The sequence below is a fragment of the Citromicrobium bathyomarinum genome (assembly GCF_021021475.1).
In the GTDB taxonomy this organism is placed as follows: domain Bacteria; phylum Pseudomonadota; class Alphaproteobacteria; order Sphingomonadales; family Sphingomonadaceae; genus Alteriqipengyuania; species Alteriqipengyuania bathyomarina.
This window is the reverse complement of record NZ_JAINWL010000001.1, coordinates 91,874-112,223: the sequence shown is the minus strand read 5'-3', so window position 1 is coordinate 112,223 and position 20,350 is coordinate 91,874. Positions and strand designations below refer to the sequence as shown.

Sequence of the window (20,350 nt, the reverse complement as noted above, 5' to 3'; positions counted from 1 at the left end):
CCCGTCAGCATGCGCGTGCTCGCTTGAACGGGCGATGCGCGTCGTTAGCTTAGCCTGATGGCCTTCGCTCCCTTCGTCCCTCTTCGCGTGCTCTCCGCCTTCTCCATGCTCGAAGGCGCGATCGAGCCCAAGGCGATCGCCAAGCTGGCGACCGAGCGCGGCTTTCCCGCAATCGCGATGTGCGATCGCAATGGCCTGTATGGCAGCGTACCCTTCGCGCAGGCCTGTATCGAGAACGGTGTGCAGCCGATCGTCGGCGCGCTGCTCGGCGTGGCGCGTCCTGACAGCGATCAGATCGATCACCTGCCGCTTTACGTGCAGGACGATGCCGGGTGGCTCAACCTGTGCAGGCTCGTCAGCGCGGCGCACCTCGAACGTCCACTGGAGCAGGTGCCGCACGTCCAACTGGCTGCGCTGGAAGGGTATACCGACGGGCTGATCGCGCTGACCGGGGCGAGCGAGGGGGCGGTCACCCGGTTGCTGGCGCAAGGGCAGGGCGATCACGCCGCGCGCTATCTCGACCGGCTCGAGGCGCTGTTTCCGCAGCGGCTCTATATCGAGCTCGCACGGCGGGGCGAGCCGACCGAAGTGGCCGCAGAAGAGGCGCTGCTCGACCTTGCCTATGCGCGGGATCTGCCGCTGGTCGCGACCAATCCCGCCAATTTCGCCGAGCCCCATTTCTACAAGGCGCACGATGCTATGCTGTGCATCGCGAACAGCCGCAAATTGTGGGAGGAGGATCGCCCGCGCTCGGCCAAGGCGGCCTACGTCAAATCCGCGCCGATGATGCAGGAGCTGTTCGCAGACCTGCCCGAAGCTCTGGCGAATACGCTTACCATCGCGCAGCGGTGCGCCTTCGCCCCGCCGCAGCGGGCGCCGATCCTGCCCAGCCTTGCAGGCGATCTGGAGGGCGAGGCGAAGATGCTGGCCGAGGATGCGCGGCGGGGTCTCGATGCACGCCTCGCGATCTATGAAGACCTCTCCGACGAGGAACGGCAGACCTATTACGAGCGGCTCGATTACGAAGTCGGGATCATCCACAACATGGGTTTCCCCGGCTACTTCCTGATCGTTGCCGACTTCATCAAATGGGCGAAGGACCACAATATCCCCGTGGGGCCGGGGCGCGGCTCGGGCGCAGGCAGCCTGGTCGCATGGTCGCTGACCATCACCGATCTCGATCCGATCCGGCTGGGCCTGCTGTTCGAACGCTTCCTCAACCCCGAACGCGTGTCGATGCCCGACTTCGACATCGACTTCTGCGAAACCCGGCGTGGCGAGGTGATCCGCTACGTTCAGGAGAAATACGGGGCGGACAAGGTCGCCCAGATCATCACCTTCGGCAAGATGAAGGCGCGCGCGGTGCTGCGCGATTGCGGGCGCATCCTCGATATGAGCTACGGCCAGGTCGACCGGCTGTGCAAGATGGTGCCCAACCACCCGACCGACCCGTGGAGCCTGCCCCGCGCGCTCAACGGCGCGGCGGAGTTCAAGGGCGAATACGACAACGACAACGAAGTGCGCACGCTGGTCGATCTTGCGATGCAACTCGAAGGCCTGCCGCGCAATTCCTCCACCCATGCCGCCGGCGTGGTGATCGGCGACCGTCCGCTGGCCGAACTGGTGCCGCTGTACCGTGATCCCCGGTCGGACATGCCGGTGACCCAGTTCGACATGAAGGTGGTCGAGGGGGCGGGGCTGGTGAAGTTCGACTTCCTCGGCCTGAAAACCCTGTCGGTGCTGCAAAAGGCGGTCGATCTGCTGAAACGGCGCGGGATCGAGTGCGATCTGGGCACTGTCTCGTGGGACGATCAGGCGGTTTACGACCTGATGCAGCGCGGCGACACGGTCGGAGTGTTCCAGCTGGAATCCGAAGGCATGCGCCGCACGCTGACCGCGGTGAAGCCGACCAAGTTCGAGGATATCATCGCGCTGGTCTCGCTCTATCGGCCCGGCCCGATGGACAACATCCCGCTGTTCGGGAAGCGCAAGGCGGGGGTCGAGCCGATCGAATACCCGCACGCCAAGCTCGAAGGGATCCTGAAGGAAACCTACGGGATCTTCGTCTATCAGGAACAGGTGATGCAGGCCGCGCAGATCCTCGCGGGCTATTCGCTCGGCGACGCGGACCTTTTGCGCCGCGCGATGGGCAAGAAGAACCAGGCGGAGATGGACAAGCAGCGCCAGCGATTCATCGACGGGTGCAAGAAGGTCTCCGACATCGAGGCGAACGAAGCCTCCGCCCTGTTCGACTTGATCGACAAGTTTGCAGGCTACGGCTTCAACAAGTCGCACGCCGCCGCCTACGCGTTGCTCGCCTATCAGACCGCATGGCTCAAGGCGCATTACCCCGAGGAATTCTACGCCGCTGCGATGTGCTTCGACATGGACCAGTCGGAAAAGCTGGCGGTGTTCGTGGACGATGCGCGGCGCAACGGGATCGAGGTGGCTGCGCCCGACCTCAACCGCTCCGAAGCCGAATTCTCGGTCGAACGGACCGATGACGGTTACGCCGTGCGCTATGGCCTCGCCGGGCTGCGCAATGTCGGCGAGAAGGCGATGGATGCGATCGTTGCCGAGCGTGAGGCGCATGGCTGGTTCGAAAGCCTCGACGATTTCTTCTCTCGCCTGCCCAAGGGGGCGATGAACTCGCGCCAGCTGGAGGCGCTGATCGCGGCGGGGGCGTTCGATCATCTGGAACCCAATCGCGGTCAGCTGACTGCCAATGTCGACCTGCTGTTGGCGGTCGCTGACGCGGCGATCCGCGAGCGGTCGAGCGGTCAGGAAGGGCTGTTCGGCAACGAGGACAGCGCCAACCAAGGCCTGCGCATGAAGGATGCGGAGGACTGGTCCCGTGCCGAGCGCATGGCCAAGGAGCGCGAGACCTTCGGGTTCTACTTCTCAGCCCACCCGATCGAGCAGTTCCGCGACGTTGCCAGCGCCAATGGTGCGCGCAGCTATTCCTCGCTGATGGCCGGCGGGCCTCCGGGCGAAGCGCGTGGTCGTGCGGTGATCGCGGCGATGGTCGAGGGCGCGAAGCGCGGCCAGACGCGGCGGGGCAAGGACTTCATCCGTGCCGATTTCTCCGATTCCACCGGTCAGTTCAGCGCTGCCTGCTTCGAGGAAGGTCTGGTGCCGCAGTTCACCAAGTGGGCCCAGGAAAGCACCTGCATTCTGCTGACGGTCGAACTCGACAGCCCCTCTCCGGACGAGCCGCCGCGCGTGACCATACGCGGTGCCCGCCCGCTGGCCGAGGTCGCGGGCGGCCAGCGGATGCTGCTGACGCTGGAGGTGTCGAGCGAGGCGGCGCTGGGTGAACTGGCGCTCGCGCTCCAGCCTGGGCCGCCGGGGCATGGCGAGGTGCAGATCGCGCTCGACCTCGGTCAGGGGGAGCGTCCGGTGATGCGGCTGGGGCACGATTACAAGGTCGACGGCAAGCTCGCCGATGCGCTGGAGCGGATCGAGGGTATCTCGAACATCACTCTCGTCCCCAAGACGGGCCCCAAACTGCACCGCGCGGCCTGATTTTTCGTGCCTGCGCTCTTGCGGGCGGGCGCTGCCTTGCGCATTCTCTCCTGCAAAACAGGGCATGAGAGGACAATAAGATGCTGGGCAAGATGCAAGACTGGGACCTGCTGGTCACCAACGTGATCGACCACGCGGAGCGCGAAGCACCTACCCGCGAGATTGTGACGCATTGGGCCGATGGCAGCGAGACCCGCACCGACTGGACGGGTATCCGTCGCGATGCGCTCAAGATGGCGCAGGCGCTGGAAGCGCTCGGCATCAAGAAGGGTGACCGGGTCGCCAGCCTCGCGATGAACCATGCGCGCCACCTGGTCAGCTGGTACGGTGTAGCCGGGATGGGCGGGGTGCTGCACACCATCAATCCGCGACTGTTCGAGGATCAGCTGGAATACATCGCGAACCATGCGGAAGACCGCGTGCTGCTCTACGACGCGGCGTTCCAGCCTATCGTCGACAAGATGCGCTCCAAGTGGACCAGTATCGAGCATTACATCTGCTACGATCCGCCCGAAGGCTCCGATGCGCTCGGTTTCGAGGAATGGATCGGCGCGCAGGATGGCGACTACCATTGGGCGACGATCGACGAGCGCGATCCGTGCATGCTGTGCTACACCAGCGGGACCACCGGCAATCCGAAGGGCGTGCTGTACGAACACCGCTCTACCGTGCTGCACGCGCTCGCCGCGATCCAGCCTGCCGCGTTCGCCTTCGATGCCTCCTCGGTCATGCTGCCGGTGGTGCCGATGTTCCACGCGGCGAGTTGGGGCCTGCCGTTTGCGGGCGCGATGGCTGGGATCAAGTTCGTCTTCTCCGCAGTGAACGAGCCGGCGGTGCTGTGCGACCTGATGGAGCGCGAGAACGTGACCGACAGCGCGGGCGTGCCGACCGTGTGGCTCGCAACCTTCCAATATTGTGATGCCAACGACAGGCCGCTGCCCAAGCTGCGGGCCGCGACCATCGGCGGATCGGCTGCGCCCAAGTTTATGATCCGGCGCCTGATGGAGGCGGGGATTCGCGTCCAGCACGCCTGGGGGATGACCGAAACCTCTCCGCTGGGCACGGTCGGCGGGCCGACCTGGGACTGGGACCAGCTTACGCTTGACCAGAAGGTCGACAAGGCGGCGATGCAGGGCCGCCCGGTCTTCGGCGTGGAACTGCGCACGGTCGATCTCGACGATCCGAGCAAGGTCCTGCCGCGCGATGGCGAAGCTTCGGGCGCGCTTCAGATCCGCGGCCCGTGGGTGATCCGCCGCTACTTCAAGGCGGACGAGGACGCGCTGACCCCGGACGGCTGGTTCGACACCGGCGACGTCGCGATCCTGCACCCCGACGGCACGATGCAGATCACCGACCGGACCAAGGACGTGATCAAGTCGGGCGGCGAGTGGATCAGCTCGGTCGAGCTGGAGAACGCCGCCGCCGGCCATCCTGCCATCGCCGAAGCCGCCGCGATCGGCATGTACCATCCCAAGTGGGACGAGCGCCCGGTGCTGTTCTGCATCCGCAAGGAAGGCCAGCAGGTCACGGGTGAGGAGCTGATCGACTTCCTCAAGGATCACGTCGCCAAGTGGTGGCTGCCCGATGCGGTCGAGTTCGTCGACGACATCCCGCACACCGCCACCGGCAAGATCAGCAAGAAGGACCTGCGCGACCGCTTCGCCGACTACCAGTTGCCCGAAGCGAAGGCTGCGGCCACTCCCGAATCCGGAGCGGCCGAGCCTGCGATGGCCGATGCCAGCCCGAGCCCGGCGACCGAGGTCCAGAACGGCGATGTGCCAGACGGTGGCGATAGCCAGAAGCGCGGCATCTTCTCGCGCATGCTGGGCAAGGACTAGGCGCGCATGTCGATCAGGACCGGATTTGCGATCATGATCGGGCTGGGCCTCGCGATGGTCGCGTTTCTGGTCCTGGCGCTGGCGCTGCGGGCCGCGCGCGGGGAGGAGTTCCTCACCCCGCAGGCGATGACGCTGATCGGCGTCGGCTGCCTGCTGGTGGTCGCGCGGCCATCATGGGCGATCGCCAAGCGGATCGTCCCCGACAAGGAGTAGGCAGTGACCCCCTATATCGACCCCAGCCGGGAGACTTTCGAGGCGTTCAAGGCGCTGCCGCGTGACACGCCGATCCAGATGCTCAACCTGCTGCTCTATCGCGACCAGGCGGAGTATCCCGAAGGGCACGAGCATGCGGGCAAGGGGTGGAGCGGTCGCCGCGCCTACGAGGAATACGGCGACACCAGCGGGCCGATATTCGCCCGCGTGGGCGGCTCCATCGTGTGGCGCGGCACCTTCGAGACGATGGTGACCGGTCCCGCCGAACGGCACTGGCACGACGGCTTCGTCGCGCACTATCCCAATGCGGGCGCCTTCTTCGAGATGATCAAGGACCCGGCCTATCAGCAGGCCGTGGTCAACCGCACCGCCGCGCTGCTCGACAGCCGGCTGATGCGGTTCGCACCCGGCGAAGGTGGCGATACCTTCGGCTGAGGGCCTGACACACCTGACACACAGTCCAGGGCTTGAAACTCACTCGATCAGCGAAACGTCACTGATCGAGTGATGCGATTGGTGGCGCGGGCCGCATGTCGACAATGGCAAAGAGCTGCCCGCCTTCTAGTCCCGCGCGCGCCTGTAGGACAGCGCCCTGTATCGCTTGGAGCAGCGGCGGCGCGATCTCACTCGCCGTAGACGTAGTCCGGAAGTTTCGCCGCGCTCAGCGAGAAGAGGGCGAGCTGCCGCTTGTAGTTCGCCATGGTGATCCCGCCATCGGCGATGATGTACATGCGCAGGGTGATCTGCCCGTCCGGGTCGAGATAGGCCCGGCCGAAATTCTGGCGATAATTATATTCGTTGATCGCCTCGCGAACCTTGGCGGGCGTGGCGTCGTCCGGCGTCTCGTAGGTCACGAGGATCGAGGTGCCCAGGCAATTGCGCGAGGTCTGCTGATCCTCACACGCCATCAGCAGCGCATCTCCCATCAGGCCATTGTCGAAAGTGACCGAGATATTGGGCTTTCCAGACTGCTCTTCGGTCTCTGCATCGATGCCCGACAGCGCCGAGAGCAGCGCGCTGCGGGTAAACTGCGTCATTGGCCGATCGGACGAGTTTGCCTGTGCATTCGCGCCGGAAACCATCCCGCAGGCCAGCACTGCGCCAAGAACGAAAGCCTTCATCGAAATTCCCCCCATTCGGTCTAGAACTTGCTGCGACCCTATCGCGCAAGCGACGATGTGCAAGGCCGGACTGCTTGCTGCCTAGGCGGGCATGGTGCCGGGGCGCAGATAGCCGAACATATGCGCCACATAGTCGGCCTTGCCCAGATCGACGCCCTTGCTGCGCAGGATCGCATAGGCGGCCATCAGGTGAAAATAGAACTGCGCCAGCGCCCAGTCGCGCGCCTACTGGTCCACCGTCAGATCGAAGATCATGCCTGTGGGTAATGCATGCGCGATCATCCGGTCCGCATCTGTCTGTTCTGCGCCTTCCGCGAGCGAGCGGACCATTGCGATGGTCTGTTCCAGCCGCGCCTGCGCATCATCAAGCGATCCGGGCACCTCGCCAGCATTGCGCCCTTCGTCGAGCAGGTCGTCGATCACCGGCGGGAAGGCTTCGTCGCGCAGGCGGTGCATGCCTTCGATCGCCTGCACGCAAGCGAAGCGGAGCTGGGTCGCAAGCGGAAACATGTCCGGTGCCAGCCGCGCGGGCAGCAGCGCCTCGGCATCGGATGCTCCAAGCTGCGCAGATGCCTTGTCGAGCCACTGTGACAGGGCGCCGAGCATCTGGATATAGGTTGGGGCGAGTACATCGCTGGGGCTCATCGACTTTTCACTCCTGATGGCTGAGGCCATCCACCAGTAGGCTGCTCTGTCTCCCCGCTACAAGAGCCGCAACTGCCCGCCGGTGGTGGGCGCGCGGAAGCGTGAGCAATCGAGCGCGAACTTCGCTTTGCCATCGCCTATCCCGGCGCGCCTGCAGGCGACGCGGAAGCGGGCGCGGAAGAGGTCGGCCCACACGCCTTGCGGTTTCAATCGGCTGAAGAAATCGGGGTCGTTGTCTCGCCCGTTGCGGATCGATCGGACGATTCCCATCACCTTGTCCTTGCGGTCCGGAAAATGCGTTTCCAGCCATTCGCGGAACAGCGGAGCGACCTCGTGCGGCAGGCGCAGCGGGATCCATCCGGCGGAGGTCACGCCCAATTCCGCCGCGCGCGCGACGATGCCTTCCATCGCGTCATCGGTGATCGCGGGGATGACCGGCGCGATCGAGCAGTGGGTGGGTACGCCCGCCTTGGTCAGCGTGCCCAGCGCCGCGAGCCGTTTGATGGGGGAGGGCGCGCGCGGTTCGACCAGACGCGACAGGGCCGGGTCGAGCGAGGTGACCGAAATCGCCACCGCGATCAGGTCTTTACGGGCCATCTCTTCGAGGATGTCGAGATCGGCAAGCACCCGGTCGGACTTGGTGGTGATGGTCACTGGATGGCGCGCATCGAGGCACACCTCCAGCATCGCGCGGGTGATGCGATACCGTCCTTCGATTGGCTGATAGGGATCGGTGTTGGTCCCCATCGCGATCGGGCGCGGTTGGTAGCCGGGCTTGGCCAGCGTCTCGGCAAGCAGCTTCGCCGCGTCGGGCTTGGCGAAGAGCTTGCTTTCGAAATCGAGGCCGGGGGAGAGGTCCAGATACGCATGTGTGGGACGCGCGAAGCAGTAGATGCAGCCATGCTCGCACCCCCGGTACGCGTTGACCGAACGGTCGAAGCCGATGTCGGGCGACTGGTTGAAGCTGAGGATCGAGCGCGGATGCTCGACGGTCACTTCGGTGCGCAGCTTGGGGGCGGGGCCGTCGATGGCCTCGCGCTCGTCCCGCCAGTCGCCATCGGCTTCATGCGTGGCGAGGCCGAAGCGCGTGGATACGTCGCCGCTCTGCGCTCCTCTGCCTTTGACCCGTTCCATGGCGCGGAACATAGAGCGAACATGGATAAGAGTCGATGCGGATTTTTTTGGCCGCGTTACCGATCACCTCTTCAGTCGTCCGCTCTCAGGCTTTCGCGAAATTCGGATCAATGTCTCAAATGGGGTGGGCAGCGGACGTAGACGAGATTAGAAAAAAGGAATGTGGAGAGCGATTACGAGCGGTCTGTTTGCTTGTTTTTGCTGTGCTGGCTGCAATCAAGAGCAAATACCACAGCCGGAACTGCAGCCCGCGGAATCGGCACAACAAGCATTCGATGAAAGCGCGGCCCCAGGTCCAGACAGATTCGGCGGGCGAGATGGTATCGCTAGGGCCCGCGAAGCCGGTGAACGTGCGGCCCCAGATCCAAACAGATTCTTTGGGCGAGATGGCATCGCTGAGGCCCGCGAATCCATTGCAGCCGGAAATCCACCGAAGCTCTATATGCATGTTTTCAATGGATATGCGCCGGGCTGGGCAACGCCGGGGATCGCCTATTGTCAGCCGTGGTCAGATGACGTCGTGAGCTTCGAGGATATTCCTGAACTTGCTTGGAGCGAGGGGAGTGCCCCCAATCCTCCGGAGCCACCAAACGCACGATCATTCGCGACCGATTTCAACAAGACAATGTTTGAAGCTCACGAGCGGCAAATCAAAATGGTTTGCCCCGATGCGGAAGTGATTTGATCTGTTCCATGTCCGCAACGGGGTCGAAAGCGGAATTGCGGCATTCGGGGGTTAGCGAACTTGAACCAGCCTATCTGAAAACGCCTGCAAGTCCCCACCGTTTTGGCCGACTCACCCCAGCGCCACCTGCAGGACCGCCGCCCCCAGCCATAGCGCGAGCAGGATGACCGATTCCCAGCCGATCCCGCCGGGCCCCTGCTTCTCGCGCCGCAGCAGGCCGAGGAGCAGTACGCCGGTCATCAGGCACACCAGCGCCATCCAGAACAGCGTGCGCTCTCCGATTGCGTGATAGATCGAGCCGTCGCGGTAGGCGATGTCGCTCGCCGAAACGAACAGCGCATCGAACATGTTGCCGCCGATGATCCCGCCGATCGCCAGTTGCAGCGCGCCGCGCCGGACGGCTGCGATGGTGGTCACGAGTTCGGGCAGCGAGGTGACGATTGCGGTGCCCAGCGCACCGACCACACCTTGCGAAATGCCGAGCTCGCCGCTCAGCGCCAGGCCGCTTTCGCCGACCACCCAGCCGCACGCGCCGACGATCAGCACCAGCCCGGCGAACAGGCTCGCGAGCAGCGGGGTGGAGCGCGGGTCGTTTTCGATATCGTCGGCCTCGACGCGCAGGCCCGGCGTTTCCTTGGGCTGCCACATCGGCTCCTGCCGGATGGAATGCGCGTTGTGCAGGCCGATCAGATAGACCGCGATCATGATCGGGCTGACCGGGTGGACGCCGAAAAACGCGATCTGCGGCGCGGCGTAGGCCATGATCGGCATGACCGAGAGGATGATGAGCACGGTCGCCTGGCCCAAGTTCACCGTGCTCGCGCCCGCGTGCTCCAGGTTGACCTTGCGGTAGAAGATGTCCGCCAGAGCGAGGAACATCGTCTGCGCCGCGATCCCGCCCATGGCGTTGGACACCGCAAGCTCCGGCGCGCCGCTGGCGGCGGTGGTGATCGAGGTGACGATGCCCGAAATGCTCGTACCCGCGCCCAGCAGGACCGCGCCGATCAGCGCTTCGCCGAGGCCCGTTCGGTCGGCCAGCACGTCCGCGATGGCGGCCATCTTGCTGCCGAAAAAAGCGATCAGCAGCGCGCTCGCGATGAACAGCGCGGCCAGCCAGGGGAGGGGGAGGGACTGGATATCGGGCATGGGGCTTGCTGGAAGAGCGGCCCCGACCGGCTATCGTTCCAATAGGCGCGGCATCAGTTCGACGAAGTTGCAGGGCCGGTGGCGGCTGTCGAGCTGGTCCTTGAGGATCTTGTCCCACCCGTCCTTCACCGCGCCGTTCGATCCGGGCAGGGCGAAGACGAAGGTATCGCCCGCCAGCACCGCGCAGGCGCGGCTCTGGATCGTGGAGGTGCCGATGCTTTCGTAGCTGATCCAGCGGAACAGCTCGCCGAAGCCGGGGATGTCCTTGTCCTTCACCCGGTCGAGCGCTTCGGGGGTCACGTCGCGCCCGGTCAGCCCGGTGCCGCCGGTGGTGATCACCGCGTCGACATCCTTGCTCGCGATGAAGCGGCGCAGCACGTCGTAGATCTCGGCGGCATCGTCGGGGCAGATGGTGCGTTCGACGAGGGTGTGCCCGGCCTCGCGTACCCGTGCCTCCAGCAGGTCGCCCGAGCTGTCGGTCGACGGATCGCGCGTGTCCGATACGGTGACCAGCGCGATCCCGATCGGCTGGAAGGTGCGGGTTTCGTCGATCGCCATCAGCGGCGGGTAAAACGCTGCGTCGGTTGCCCCGCCTCGGGGAAGGCGGGCCAGCGGTTCATCGCCAGCGCCTGCCTGCTGGGCGAGGGCGCGGCGGCCTGCCGCTCGTACATCCAGTAATTGCGGGTGACGATCGCGACATAGCCGCGCGTTTCCCAATAGGGGATCGACTCCATGTAGAGCAGCGGGTCGCCCTGGTCGTTGACCTCGGTATTCCAGCGGCCCACCGGGGTCAGGCCGGCGTTATAGGCGGCCATGATCTTGGGCAGCTTGCCCTGCGTCGCGGGATGATCGCGCAGCATCTGCAGGTGCCGCTGGCCGAAGGCGAGGTTGACGCTCGGCTGGTTGAGCGAGCGGGGATTGCCACTGACGCCCAGCGAACCGGCATGGTCCTGCGCGGCGGCGGGCATGATCTGCATCAGCCCGCGCGCACCCGCGGGGCTGACCACCGCGGCGCGGAAGTTGGATTCCTGCAAGGCGTGCGCATAGGCGAGTGCGGGGTCGACCTGCCATCCGGTCACCGGCTCCCACCGCGCGACGGGGAAGCGCAGCGCCGGGTCGGGCGTGCCGCCACGCGGGGCGTTGTGCGCCATCCACAGCTGGGTCGAGGGAAGGCCAAGCTCCCGCGCGAGGCGCGAGAGTGCGGTGAACTCGGACGGGTCGCCGATCCGTGCCTGGTGGCGCAGCACTTCGTCGGCCAGCTCGTCATGGCCCAGCTCGGCCAGAGCGACTGCGACGCGGACATTCTCCTCGCGGCTCAGCTGCTGCCAGTCGGCGGGGCTGAGATCGGGCGTCTGGCCTGCACGCGGCAGGTGCTGGCCCAACTGCTCGCGGGCGAGCATGCCATACAGCGTCTCGTCCATCATCGCCGCGCCGCGCAGCTTTTCCGCCGCCTTTTCCGGCTGGCGACAGCGGATGTAGGACCGGCTGGCCCAGTAATAGGCGGCCGCCGAGAGTTCGGGGTTGATCGCGGTTGCGGCCGCGCGGTCGAAGCCGTCGGCAGCGGTCGCGCAGTCGCCCATCCGCCATGCGGCAATGCCGACCACCCAGTCGCCTTCGGGCACCCAAGCCCCGCTGCCATCGCGCACCGTGCGCGCCATCGCGAGCGCGGCGGCATCGTTGTTCTCGATGTAATAGCTCCACGCGACGCGGCGGCGCCATTCGGCGCGCGCTTCGCTGCTGAGCCCGGCATCCACCCCATCGAGAAGCAGGCGCGCGCCATCGGGATCGTCATTGCTGATCCGGTCGAGGATCGCCGCCTTGATGTCGCCCGGCATGGTGCCGTCATTGGTGTCGCGCGGCAGGATCCGCTTGCTGGCGTAGCCCTGCGGCAGGAAGCTCTGTTCGGGCGGCAGGTAGGGCGCGCTCATCAATCCGCGCTTGGACGCGAGGTCGGTGATCTGCTGCGCCTGCGGCAGGCGGCTGCCCTTGGCGAGCCATTCCTGCAGCGCGGGCAGTTCGATCCGCGGGCTGTTCGCGTCGAGGTAATACTCGGCCTGCGCAATCAGCTTGAGCGGTTCGTCGCCCCGCTGGGCGAGCAGGCTTTCGACCTCGCTCCAGTTGCCATTATCCAGCGCGGCGAACACGCGGGTGTAGAACTGCCGGTCGGCTTCGCTGAGCACCTGCGGGATATTGGGGTTGGCCGCGCGTTCGCGGAAATATTCCGCCGCGCTCTGCGACTGGGCCATCGCGGGCGCGGCCACGGGCAGCGCGGCCAGCGTGGCGGCGAGGGGGAGGAGAATGCGTTTCATCGTCGGTTGTCTCATTGGGCGGGGGCGCTCCGGTTGAGCCATCGGGTCCATGTCTGTGCGCGCTTTGCCGGGCTGCGGAGCAGGCTCGCGAAATCCGGCATCGCGAAGACAGGCGCTTTACCACCGCCGTGCGAAATTGTGGTTAACGCTTTGTCTTCCTGCGCCATCTCGTGCGCAAGAAGCGACCAGACGCGTTCGCCCAGCACGATCACCTGCGCCGGGCGCACCAGCGCGACGTGGTGCTGCGCCAGCTTGCCATAGCCTGCGCGCCCGACCGCATCCCATTCGGGCCGCAGGGTGTGGCGCGGCAGCACGCTGGCGAAATAGGCCGCATCGCTGGCATAGCCCATCGCGCGCAGCATGTTTGCGGCGAGCATTGCAGCAGGCTCGCCAAGCAGATCCTCGCCCACAGGCTGGTCGACCAGCAGCATGACCTGCGCCTGCGCGGGGCCGCGCGGGGCCACGCGGGGGTAGGAGCCGGGCGGGTCGAGCGCGTCGCTCTCCATCCACCAGGCGCGGAATGCGTCGAGATCGTCGGGCCACTGCGCCGGATCGCCCGGGTGCGCAGCACCGTCGCTGCCGCTGGCGATGAAGCGGCTCAGCGCCGTGCGGTTGGGCGGTGGCGGCGGAGGTGGCGGCGGTGCAGAGGGCGCATCCGTCGCCCGATCGCTCTGCGCAGCCTGCGCATCGCCCTTGCCGTCGGCCTCTTTCAACCACGCGGACGGCGCATCCTCGACATGCTCCAGCACCCCGGCATCGGCCCACCAGTCGAGGCTGGCGGCGAATGCTTCGCGCAAATTTTCGGGGTGGAAGGAATGGTCGGCCATTTCGCACAGGGTCTTGACCTGTGGCGCGCAGGCAATCAAGCCGGAAGCAACGCTAATTCGGCCCGAAAAGAGCTTCGAGGATATTATGATCGAACGTGAATCCATGCCGTGCGATGTGCTGGTGGTCGGTGGAGGCCCCGCCGGGCTCGCCGCAGCCATCCGCCTGAAGCAGATCAATGAAGAGCTTGAAGTCGTCGTCCTCGAAAAAGGGTCGGAGATCGGCGCGCATATTCTTTCGGGCGTTGTCCACGACCCGAAGGCGCTGAACGAGCTGTTCCCCGACTGGCAGGACATGGACTGCCCGATCGGCGACGTTCCGGTGACCGACAACTGGCACTGGGTGCTGCGCAAGAACGGCAAGTTCCCCATGCCGCACCTCTTCATGCCCCCGCTGATGAGCAACAAGGGCAACTACACCGGCAGCCTCGCCAATCTGACCCGCTGGCTGGGCGAACAGGCCGAAGGGCTCGGCGTGATGGTTTTCCCCGGATTCCCCGCCGCCGAAGTGATCTACGGCGATGACGGCGCGGTCGCGGGCGTCATCACGCAGGACATGGGCATCGCGGCGGATGGTTCGCAAAAGCCCGATTTCCAGCCGGGCATGGAAATCCACGCCAAGTACACTTTGTTTGCAGAGGGCGCGCGCGGCAGCCTGACCAAGCAGCTCAAGGCGAAGTTCGACCTTGAGAAGGATTGCGAGCCGCAGACCTATGGCCTGGGCATCAAGGAATTGTGGGAAATCGACCCCGCCAAGCACGTGCCGGGCCGGGTGATCCACACGCAGGGCTGGCCGCTCGACAACGATAGCTGGGGCGGCGGCTTCCTCTATCACATCGGCGACAATCAGGTTGCGCTCGGCTTCGTGACCGCGCTCGATTACGCCAACCCCTATCTGTCGCCCTATCAGGAATTCCAGCGCTGGAAGCACCACCCCGATATCCTCGACATTATCGAGGGCGGGAAGCGCGTCGCCTACGGCGCGCGCGTGATCAACGAAGGCGGCTGGCAGAGCGTGCCGCAGCTGGCGTTCCCCGGCGGGGCGCTGGTCGGCTGCTCGGCAGGCTTCGTCAACGTGCCCCGGATCAAGGGCAGCCACACCGCGATGAAGAGCGGGATGCTGGCCGCCGAAAGCGTCGCGGCGGCGATCGCTGCGGGCAAGGAACACACCCAGCTGAGCGAATACGACGAAGCCGTGCGCGAAAGCTGGATCGCGACCGAGCTCAAGAAGGTGAAGAACGCGCAGCCCGCGATCGCGAAGCTGGGCGGCGATTTCGGCACCGTGCTGGCGGGCATCGACATGTGGATGCGCACGCTCAAGATCGGGCTGCCGTTCACGCTGAAGCACACGCCCGACTACACGCACACCAAGCGCGCCGACCTGTTCGACCCGATCATCTACCCCAAGCCCGACGGCGTGATCAGCTTCGACAAGCTGACCAGCGTTGCCTACAGCTTCACCAACCACGCGGAAGACCAGCCCTGCCACCTGAAGGTGAAGGACATGGAGCTGCAGAAGGAAAGCGAGCTGAAGGAATACGCCGGCCTCTCGCAGCGCTATTGCCCGGCAGGCGTGTACGAATGGGTCGAGGACGAGGATTCCGGGGAGATGAACTTCGTCATCAACTCGCAAAACTGCGTCCACTGCAAGACCTGCGACATCAAGGACCCGAACCAGAACATCGTCTGGACGGTGCCCGAAGGCGGCGGCGGGCCGAACTATCCGAATATGTAGCGGGCCTCAGTAGCTTCGTCTTTGCGAGGAGCGTGGCGACGAAGCAATCCAGGGCCTGATGCGAGCCACCCTGGATCGCTTCGCTTCGCTCGCGATGACGAGGTAATCGAGATGGGCGAGCCCTCTGAAACGACGCTCAAGTATCGGATGCGCCTCGGGATTATCCAATATCTGGCCACCGCTGCATCGCCTAAATTGCAGCGGAAGTACCAGAAAGGCTTGCGCGATGCCCGAAGTCCGGGGTGCGTACCAACGGAAATGATCTGCCGGTGGGAAGACGTTTTCCAAATTGAGGATGCGGATTGGTATAGCGAGCCAGTATTCTCTGGCGACGAACAGCGGGCGGCGCTCAACTTTCATCGAGTTTGGGATAAGGTGGCGGAAGGAGCCCCCGATCCCATGCCTCCAGACATTGATGACTTGCTCGGAACTGCAATCTGGCAGGAATTGATCGACGCCGCTGGCGAAGCCCTCGCCATATTCGAAAAACGAGGCGAACTTTTGCATCTCGCACGGATCGACGAGCCTTAAATGCGCGAAACCGCCTACGCCAAGCTCAACCTCGCGCTGCATGTCCGCCAGCGGCGCGAGGATGGCTATCATGAACTCGAGACGCTGTTCGCCTTTTGCGAGCATGGCGATGTGCTGAGCGCGTCGTCTGCCAGCCGGGACGAGCTGCGCACCGTCGGCGAGTTCGCGGGCGGTGTCGGCGATCCGGGCGACAACCTCGTCGCGCGCGCCCTCAATGCGTTGCCGCATTCCGGCGGCCTTGCGATCACGCTCGAAAAGAATCTCCCCGTCGCGGCGGGGCTGGGCGGCGGTTCGGCCGATGCAGGGGCAGTGTTCCGCGTTGTCGAACGCATGCACGCTCTGCCCGGCGACTGGCAGGAGCGCGCGCTGAAGCTTGGTGCGGATGTGCCGGCCTGTGTCCGCAGCGAAATGGCGGTCGGGCGCGGGATGGGGGAGAAGCTCGCACCGCTTGATAACGACCTGAGCGGGACACCGGTGCTGCTGGTCAACCCACGCGTCGCGCTTTCGACCGGTCCGGTGTTCAAGGCGTGGGATGGCGAGGATCGCGGTGCGTTGCCGGAAGGCGCGGCGCGCGAGATAGCGCTGGGCGGCCGCAACGATCTCGAAGCGCCCGCCATTGCGATCTGTCCGGTCATCGCCACTGTGCTCGACGCGCTGCGCGAAACCGCTCCGATACTCGCCCGCATGTCCGGCTCGGGCGCGACCTGTTTCGCGCTTTATCGCGACGCGAACGCGCGCGATGGGGCAGCCGAAACCATTGCGAAGACGCATCCGGACTGGTGGCGGATGGCCACCGCCCTTAGATAGCCGCCATGACCGACGCACCTTTCCTACAATACGGCACCCCGCAACGCGGCGGGATCATCGCCGTCGCCGACCATGCCAGCAACCGCGTGCCCGACGGCATCGAACTCGGCATTCCCGCCGAACTGATGGAACAGCACATCGCGATCGATATCGGCACCGCCGGGATCGCGGAGCGGCTCGCGCGCAAGCATGGCGTCGCGGCGCAGGTCGCCAATGTCAGCCGGCTGGTGATCGACCTGCACCGCAACGAGGGCGACGACGCACTGGTAGTCACGTCGAGCGACGGGCACACGATCCCCGGCAATATCGGGGCCGATATCGACCGGCGGATCGCCGAGTATCATCGCCCCTATCACGAGGCTTTCGCGGCGATGGTCGCCGAAGCGCAGCCATCGCTGATCCTCGCCATCCACAGCTTCACGCCCGTCATGGGATCGACCGGGGAAGAGCGCCCGTGGGATGTCGGCCTGCTCTACAACCAGGAGGACAGCGCAGCGCGAATCGCGATAGATGCCTTCACCGGGATGGGCTTCACCGTGGGCGACAATGAGCCCTATTCGGGCAAGCAATTGAACGCGACGATGGATCGCCATGCCGAGGGTAACGGAATTCCCTACCTGACCATCGAGCTGCGGCAGGATCTCGTCGCACGCAAGAGCCACCAGGCGGTGTGGGCGGATCGGATCGCGCAGGTCGCGCAGGAAGTGCTCGCCGCGCTCGCCAGCCGGACGGCAGAGTAAACGCATTGCTTACCAATTGCGGGTAGGAATGGCGCTTCTCCGGGTCGCAGGAGACGATCGAAAGGTGAAGCGGATGCGGATCGCTGGAGCACTCGCCGTTGCCGGCCTGGCCTTTGCCCTGGTCGCGTGTGGCGGCGACGGGCCCGCCTCGGCCGCCAGTGGCGATACCGGCACGGCCGATCCCACGCCTGCACCGAGCTCTTCCACCGGCACCACCATCGCCTGCGCCCCCGATGGCGCGCAGAGCTTCGATGCGACCTGTTCGGTCGAGCGGGTCGAGGTGGAGGGCAAAATCCTGCTCACCGTCTTCCATCCCGACGGCGGATTCCGCCGGTTCGAGCAATTGCCCGACGGTTCCGGCGTCGCAGCGGTTGCAGGAGCGGACGCGGTGACGCAAACGCTGTCGGGTGACATCCTCGAAGTATCCCTCGCCGGAAACCGATACCGTTTCCCCGCCACCACTCGGTGAGCATGACGCGCAGCGACGCGCGCAAATCCTGACGACCGACCAGATGCGCGCTGCAGAGGCGGCGCTGTTCGATGCGGGCGTGGAGGAATGGGCGCTGATGAGCCGAGCCGGTCAGGGCGCAGCGGAGTGGATCGCGCGGCTTGCGGCCGGCGGACCTGTCACCGTGCTGTGCGGGCCGGGCCATAATGGCGGCGACGGCTATGTCGCGGCGGCTGCGCTCAAGGCGCGCGGGCTGACGGTGAGGGTGGTCGCGCCGATTTCTCCCCAGACCGATCTTGCCCGCCATGCCGCGAGCACGTTCGAAGGCGAGGTTCTGTCCGACGGCGAGGGATTGAAGGGGACGGTGTTCGTCGATGCGATGTTCGGCATCGGCCTGTCGCGCCCGCTCTCGGACGAGCATCGCGCGCTGATCCGCGATCTGCACGCCTCGCATGACCGCGCGGTCGCGCTCGATGTGCCCAGCGAGGTGGATTCCGACACTGGCGATGTGGTTGGCGGCGAGGGCGATAATGTGCCCCGCTATGCCCTGACGCTGGCGTTCGGCGCGTGGAAGCCTGCGCATTTCAGCGGCCCCGCGCTGGCGAGCATCGGTGCGGCGCGGCTGGTCGATATCGGCGTGCCCGATCGCGGCGGGCCGATGCGCCTGTCTCTGCCCGAGCGAATCGCGCCGCCCGCTTTCGACGCGCACAAATACACCCGTGGCCTGGTCGCTGTGGTCGGCGGGGCGATGGCGGGCGCCAGCCTGATGGCGTCGCGCGCCGCCGCGCTGGCGGGGGCTGGCTACGTCAAATGGCTGAGCGAGCATGGCCATCCCGGCCACCCGCCCGATCTGGTCAAGGACGATGCGCCGCTGGCCGACGCGCTGGGGGACGAGAGGATCGGCGCTGTGCTCATCGGGCCGGGGCTGGGCCGCGACGATGCCGCGCACGAACGGCTTGAGACGGCGGTGCGCAGCGGCCATCCGCTGGTGCTCGACGCCGATGCGCTGGTCCTGCTGACGGCCGAGATACTCGCCGCGAAGGGCGATGCGCCAATCCTGCTGACCCCGCACGAGGGCGAACTGTCGCACCTGTGCGATGCCTTCGACGTCGCGGGCGAGACAAAGCGGGAGCGTGCCCTCGCGCTGTCGCAGGCGACCGGCTGCGCCGTACTCGCCAAGGGTGCCGACACGCTGCTGGCATCGGGCGAAGACGTGCGCTTCTTCCCGCCCGCCTCGCGCTGGCTGTCGGTCGCGGGCAGCGGCGATGTGCTGGCCGGAATCTGCGCCGCGCGTTTGGCGGCGACCGGAGATGCAATGCAGGCCGCATGCGAGGCGGTCCACCTGCATGGCCGCGCGGCGCGTCATGCAGGTGCGGGCTTCACTGCCACGCTGCTCGCCGAAGCGGTCCATCCCGCGCTGGAGGACATGCTGTGAGCGAGGCCGTGGAGCAGATCATCCGTATCGCCGCCAAGGGCGATGGCGTGACCGCGAGCGGTCGCCATGTGAAGGGCACAGTGCCCGGCGACATGGTGGGCGCCGACGGGCTCGTCGAGCATGGTCCCCACCATATCGACCCGCCCTGCCGCCATTTCCCGCGCTGCGGCGGGTGCGAGTTGCAGCAGGCGGACGAGGCGGCGCTGGCCGAGTTCGTCGGCCAGCGGGTCGCGTTCGCTGCCGAATCGCAGGAGCTGGTGCCGGACACGCTCACCGCGCCGCATCTCTCGCCGCCGCGCAGCCGCAGGCGCGCGACATTGCATGCGCGGCGCGCGGGCAAGAAAGTGGTGATCGGCTTTCGCGAGCGGGGATCGCACCAGATCGTCGATATGGCCGAATGCCACATCCTCGCGCCCGCATTGTTCGCGCTGGTCGATCCGCTGCGCGCGCTGCTGGCCCATTGGCCGGGCAAGCTGGCGGTGGATATTTCGCTGACGCTGGCGGATCAGGGCGTGACGGCGGAAATCCGGGGTATCTCGCCCGAGAACCTCGCCCAGACCGAAGCACTGTCCGATTTCGCCCGCGAGCAGGGCCTCGCGCGCCTCTCGATCGACGACGGCTACGGCCCGGAGCCCGTGTGGGAGCCTGAGCCGGTGACGGTCACGCTGGGCGGCGTGCCGGTCTCCGTGCCGCATGGCGCGTTCCTCCAGCCAACCCCCGATGGCGAAGCCGCGCTGCTGACTGCTGCGAAGGAATGGTGCGGCGATGCTGCGACCATTGCAGACCTGTTTTCGGGGCTGGGCACCTTCGCCTTCGCACTGGCCGGCCCGGCCAAGGTGCTGGCGGCGGAGGCGGACCGCGCGGCGCATCTCGCCTGTCAGGCGGCGGCGCGCGCGTCGGGCACACCGGTCCATTCGCTGCACCGTGACCTGTTCCGCGATCCGCTCACCGCTGACGAAATCTCCCGCTTCGATTGCGTGCTGCTCGACCCGCCGCGTGCAGGCGCGCGCAATCAGGCGGACATGATTGCTCAGAGCAGCGTGGCGCGCGTCGTCTATATCAGCTGCAATCCGCAAAGCTGGGCGCGCGATGCGCGGCGGCTGGCCGATGGCGGCTTTCGCCTCGCAGAGCTGCGCCCGGTGGGCCAGTTCCGCTGGTCGACCCATGTCGAGCTGGCGAGCCTGTTCGTGCGGGATTAGTCGGCGCGGTTTTCC

Annotated in this window: 18 protein-coding genes and 1 pseudogene; 12 read left to right on the top strand and 7 right to left on the bottom strand. The window is 66.0% G+C overall.

The window, feature by feature from the left end; all coding sequences use genetic code 11:
- Positions 1-57 precede the first annotated feature (57 nt).
- The 4 genes from dnaE (at position 58) to K7H93_RS00520 (ending at position 6,011) form a co-directional block, all read left to right on the top strand.
- A complete protein-coding gene (gene dnaE, locus K7H93_RS00535) occupies positions 58-3,525 on the top strand; it encodes a DNA polymerase III subunit alpha (protein WP_230781889.1) in 3,468 nt (1,155 codons plus the stop codon).
- A gap of 80 nt (positions 3,526-3,605) precedes the next feature.
- Positions 3,606-5,363 (top strand): long-chain fatty acid--CoA ligase, encoded by a 1,758-nt coding sequence (locus K7H93_RS00530; RefSeq protein ID WP_230781888.1) that lies wholly within the window; start codon positions 3,606-3,608, stop codon positions 5,361-5,363.
- Positions 5,364-5,369: 6 nt separating this feature from the next.
- Positions 5,370-5,576 carry a hypothetical protein gene (locus K7H93_RS00525; RefSeq protein WP_010237424.1) on the top strand — a complete coding sequence of 69 codons (207 nt, stop codon included), beginning with the start codon at positions 5,370-5,372 and terminating at the stop codon, positions 5,574-5,576.
- Between the two features lie 3 nt (positions 5,577-5,579).
- Entirely contained in the window at positions 5,580-6,011 is a 432-nt protein-coding gene (locus K7H93_RS00520; RefSeq protein ID WP_230781887.1) for a DUF1330 domain-containing protein, read from the top strand.
- A gap of 188 nt (positions 6,012-6,199) precedes the next feature.
- Here K7H93_RS00520 and K7H93_RS00515 read toward each other — a convergent pair whose 3' ends face one another.
- The 3 genes and pseudogenes from K7H93_RS00515 to K7H93_RS00505 form a co-directional block, all read right to left on the bottom strand.
- Positions 6,200-6,697: a YbjN domain-containing protein gene (locus K7H93_RS00515; protein WP_054524118.1), complete on the bottom strand. Its 498-nt coding sequence runs from the start codon at positions 6,695-6,697 to the stop codon at positions 6,200-6,202.
- Between the two features lie 81 nt (positions 6,698-6,778).
- A pseudogene (locus tag K7H93_RS00510) lies at positions 6,779-7,342 on the bottom strand (DUF1993 domain-containing protein).
- 57 nt (positions 7,343-7,399) lie between these two features.
- Complete coding sequence (locus K7H93_RS00505; RefSeq protein WP_230781885.1) at positions 7,400-8,476, bottom strand: PA0069 family radical SAM protein; 1,077 nt, start codon at positions 8,474-8,476, stop codon at positions 7,400-7,402.
- Between the two features lie 160 nt (positions 8,477-8,636).
- On the opposite strand from K7H93_RS00505, the gene K7H93_RS00500 reads away from it, so the two are divergent.
- Positions 8,637-9,161, top strand: a complete 525-nt coding sequence (locus K7H93_RS00500; protein WP_230781884.1) for a hypothetical protein — start codon at positions 8,637-8,639, stop codon at positions 9,159-9,161.
- A gap of 111 nt (positions 9,162-9,272) precedes the next feature.
- On the opposite strand, the gene K7H93_RS00495 is transcribed toward K7H93_RS00500, so the two are convergent.
- The 4 genes from K7H93_RS00495 to K7H93_RS00480 are packed head-to-tail and all read right to left on the bottom strand — an operon-like array spanning position 9,273 to position 13,443.
- Positions 9,273-10,307, bottom strand: a complete 1,035-nt coding sequence (locus tag K7H93_RS00495; RefSeq protein ID WP_230781882.1) for a sodium:calcium antiporter — start codon at positions 10,305-10,307, stop codon at positions 9,273-9,275.
- A 30-nt stretch (positions 10,308-10,337) separates the two neighbouring features.
- Positions 10,338-10,865, bottom strand: a complete 528-nt coding sequence (moaB, locus tag K7H93_RS00490; RefSeq protein WP_226660448.1) for a molybdenum cofactor biosynthesis protein B — start codon at positions 10,863-10,865, stop codon at positions 10,338-10,340.
- Positions 10,865-12,616 (bottom strand): lytic transglycosylase domain-containing protein, encoded by a 1,752-nt coding sequence (locus K7H93_RS00485; RefSeq protein ID WP_230781880.1) that lies wholly within the window; start codon positions 12,614-12,616, stop codon positions 10,865-10,867. Before K7H93_RS00485 ends, moaB begins: the two co-directional genes overlap by 1 nt.
- An 11-nt stretch (positions 12,617-12,627) precedes the next feature.
- Positions 12,628-13,443, bottom strand: coding sequence for a uracil-DNA glycosylase family protein (locus K7H93_RS00480; protein WP_230781879.1), 816 nt, complete (start codon positions 13,441-13,443; stop codon positions 12,628-12,630).
- An 85-nt stretch (positions 13,444-13,528) separates the two neighbouring features.
- On the opposite strand from K7H93_RS00480, the gene K7H93_RS00475 reads away from it, so the two are divergent.
- The 7 genes from K7H93_RS00475 (at position 13,529) to K7H93_RS00445 (ending at position 20,335) form a co-directional block, all read left to right on the top strand.
- Entirely contained in the window at positions 13,529-15,175 is a 1,647-nt protein-coding gene (locus tag K7H93_RS00475) for an electron transfer flavoprotein-ubiquinone oxidoreductase (protein ID WP_230781878.1), read from the top strand.
- Between the two features lie 111 nt (positions 15,176-15,286).
- Positions 15,287-15,706 (top strand): hypothetical protein, encoded by a 420-nt coding sequence (locus K7H93_RS00470; protein WP_230781877.1) that lies wholly within the window; start codon positions 15,287-15,289, stop codon positions 15,704-15,706.
- Complete coding sequence (locus tag K7H93_RS00465) at positions 15,707-16,513, top strand: 4-(cytidine 5'-diphospho)-2-C-methyl-D-erythritol kinase (RefSeq protein WP_230781876.1); 807 nt, start codon at positions 15,707-15,709, stop codon at positions 16,511-16,513.
- A 5-nt stretch (positions 16,514-16,518) separates the two neighbouring features.
- Positions 16,519-17,253, top strand: coding sequence for an N-formylglutamate amidohydrolase (locus tag K7H93_RS00460; RefSeq protein WP_230781875.1), 735 nt, complete (start codon positions 16,519-16,521; stop codon positions 17,251-17,253).
- 28 nt (positions 17,254-17,281) lie between these two features.
- A complete protein-coding gene (locus tag K7H93_RS00455; RefSeq protein ID WP_230781874.1) occupies positions 17,282-17,722 on the top strand; it encodes a hypothetical protein in 441 nt (146 codons plus the stop codon).
- A 28-nt stretch (positions 17,723-17,750) separates the two neighbouring features.
- A complete protein-coding gene (locus K7H93_RS00450; RefSeq protein WP_269060071.1) occupies positions 17,751-19,136 on the top strand; it encodes an NAD(P)H-hydrate dehydratase in 1,386 nt (461 codons plus the stop codon).
- On the top strand, positions 19,133-20,335 hold the full coding sequence (locus tag K7H93_RS00445; protein ID WP_230781872.1) for a class I SAM-dependent RNA methyltransferase: 1,203 nt from the start codon (positions 19,133-19,135) through the stop codon (positions 20,333-20,335). The genes K7H93_RS00450 and K7H93_RS00445 overlap by 4 nt, the downstream gene beginning before the upstream one ends.
- The last annotated feature ends 15 nt before the right edge of the window (positions 20,336-20,350 follow it).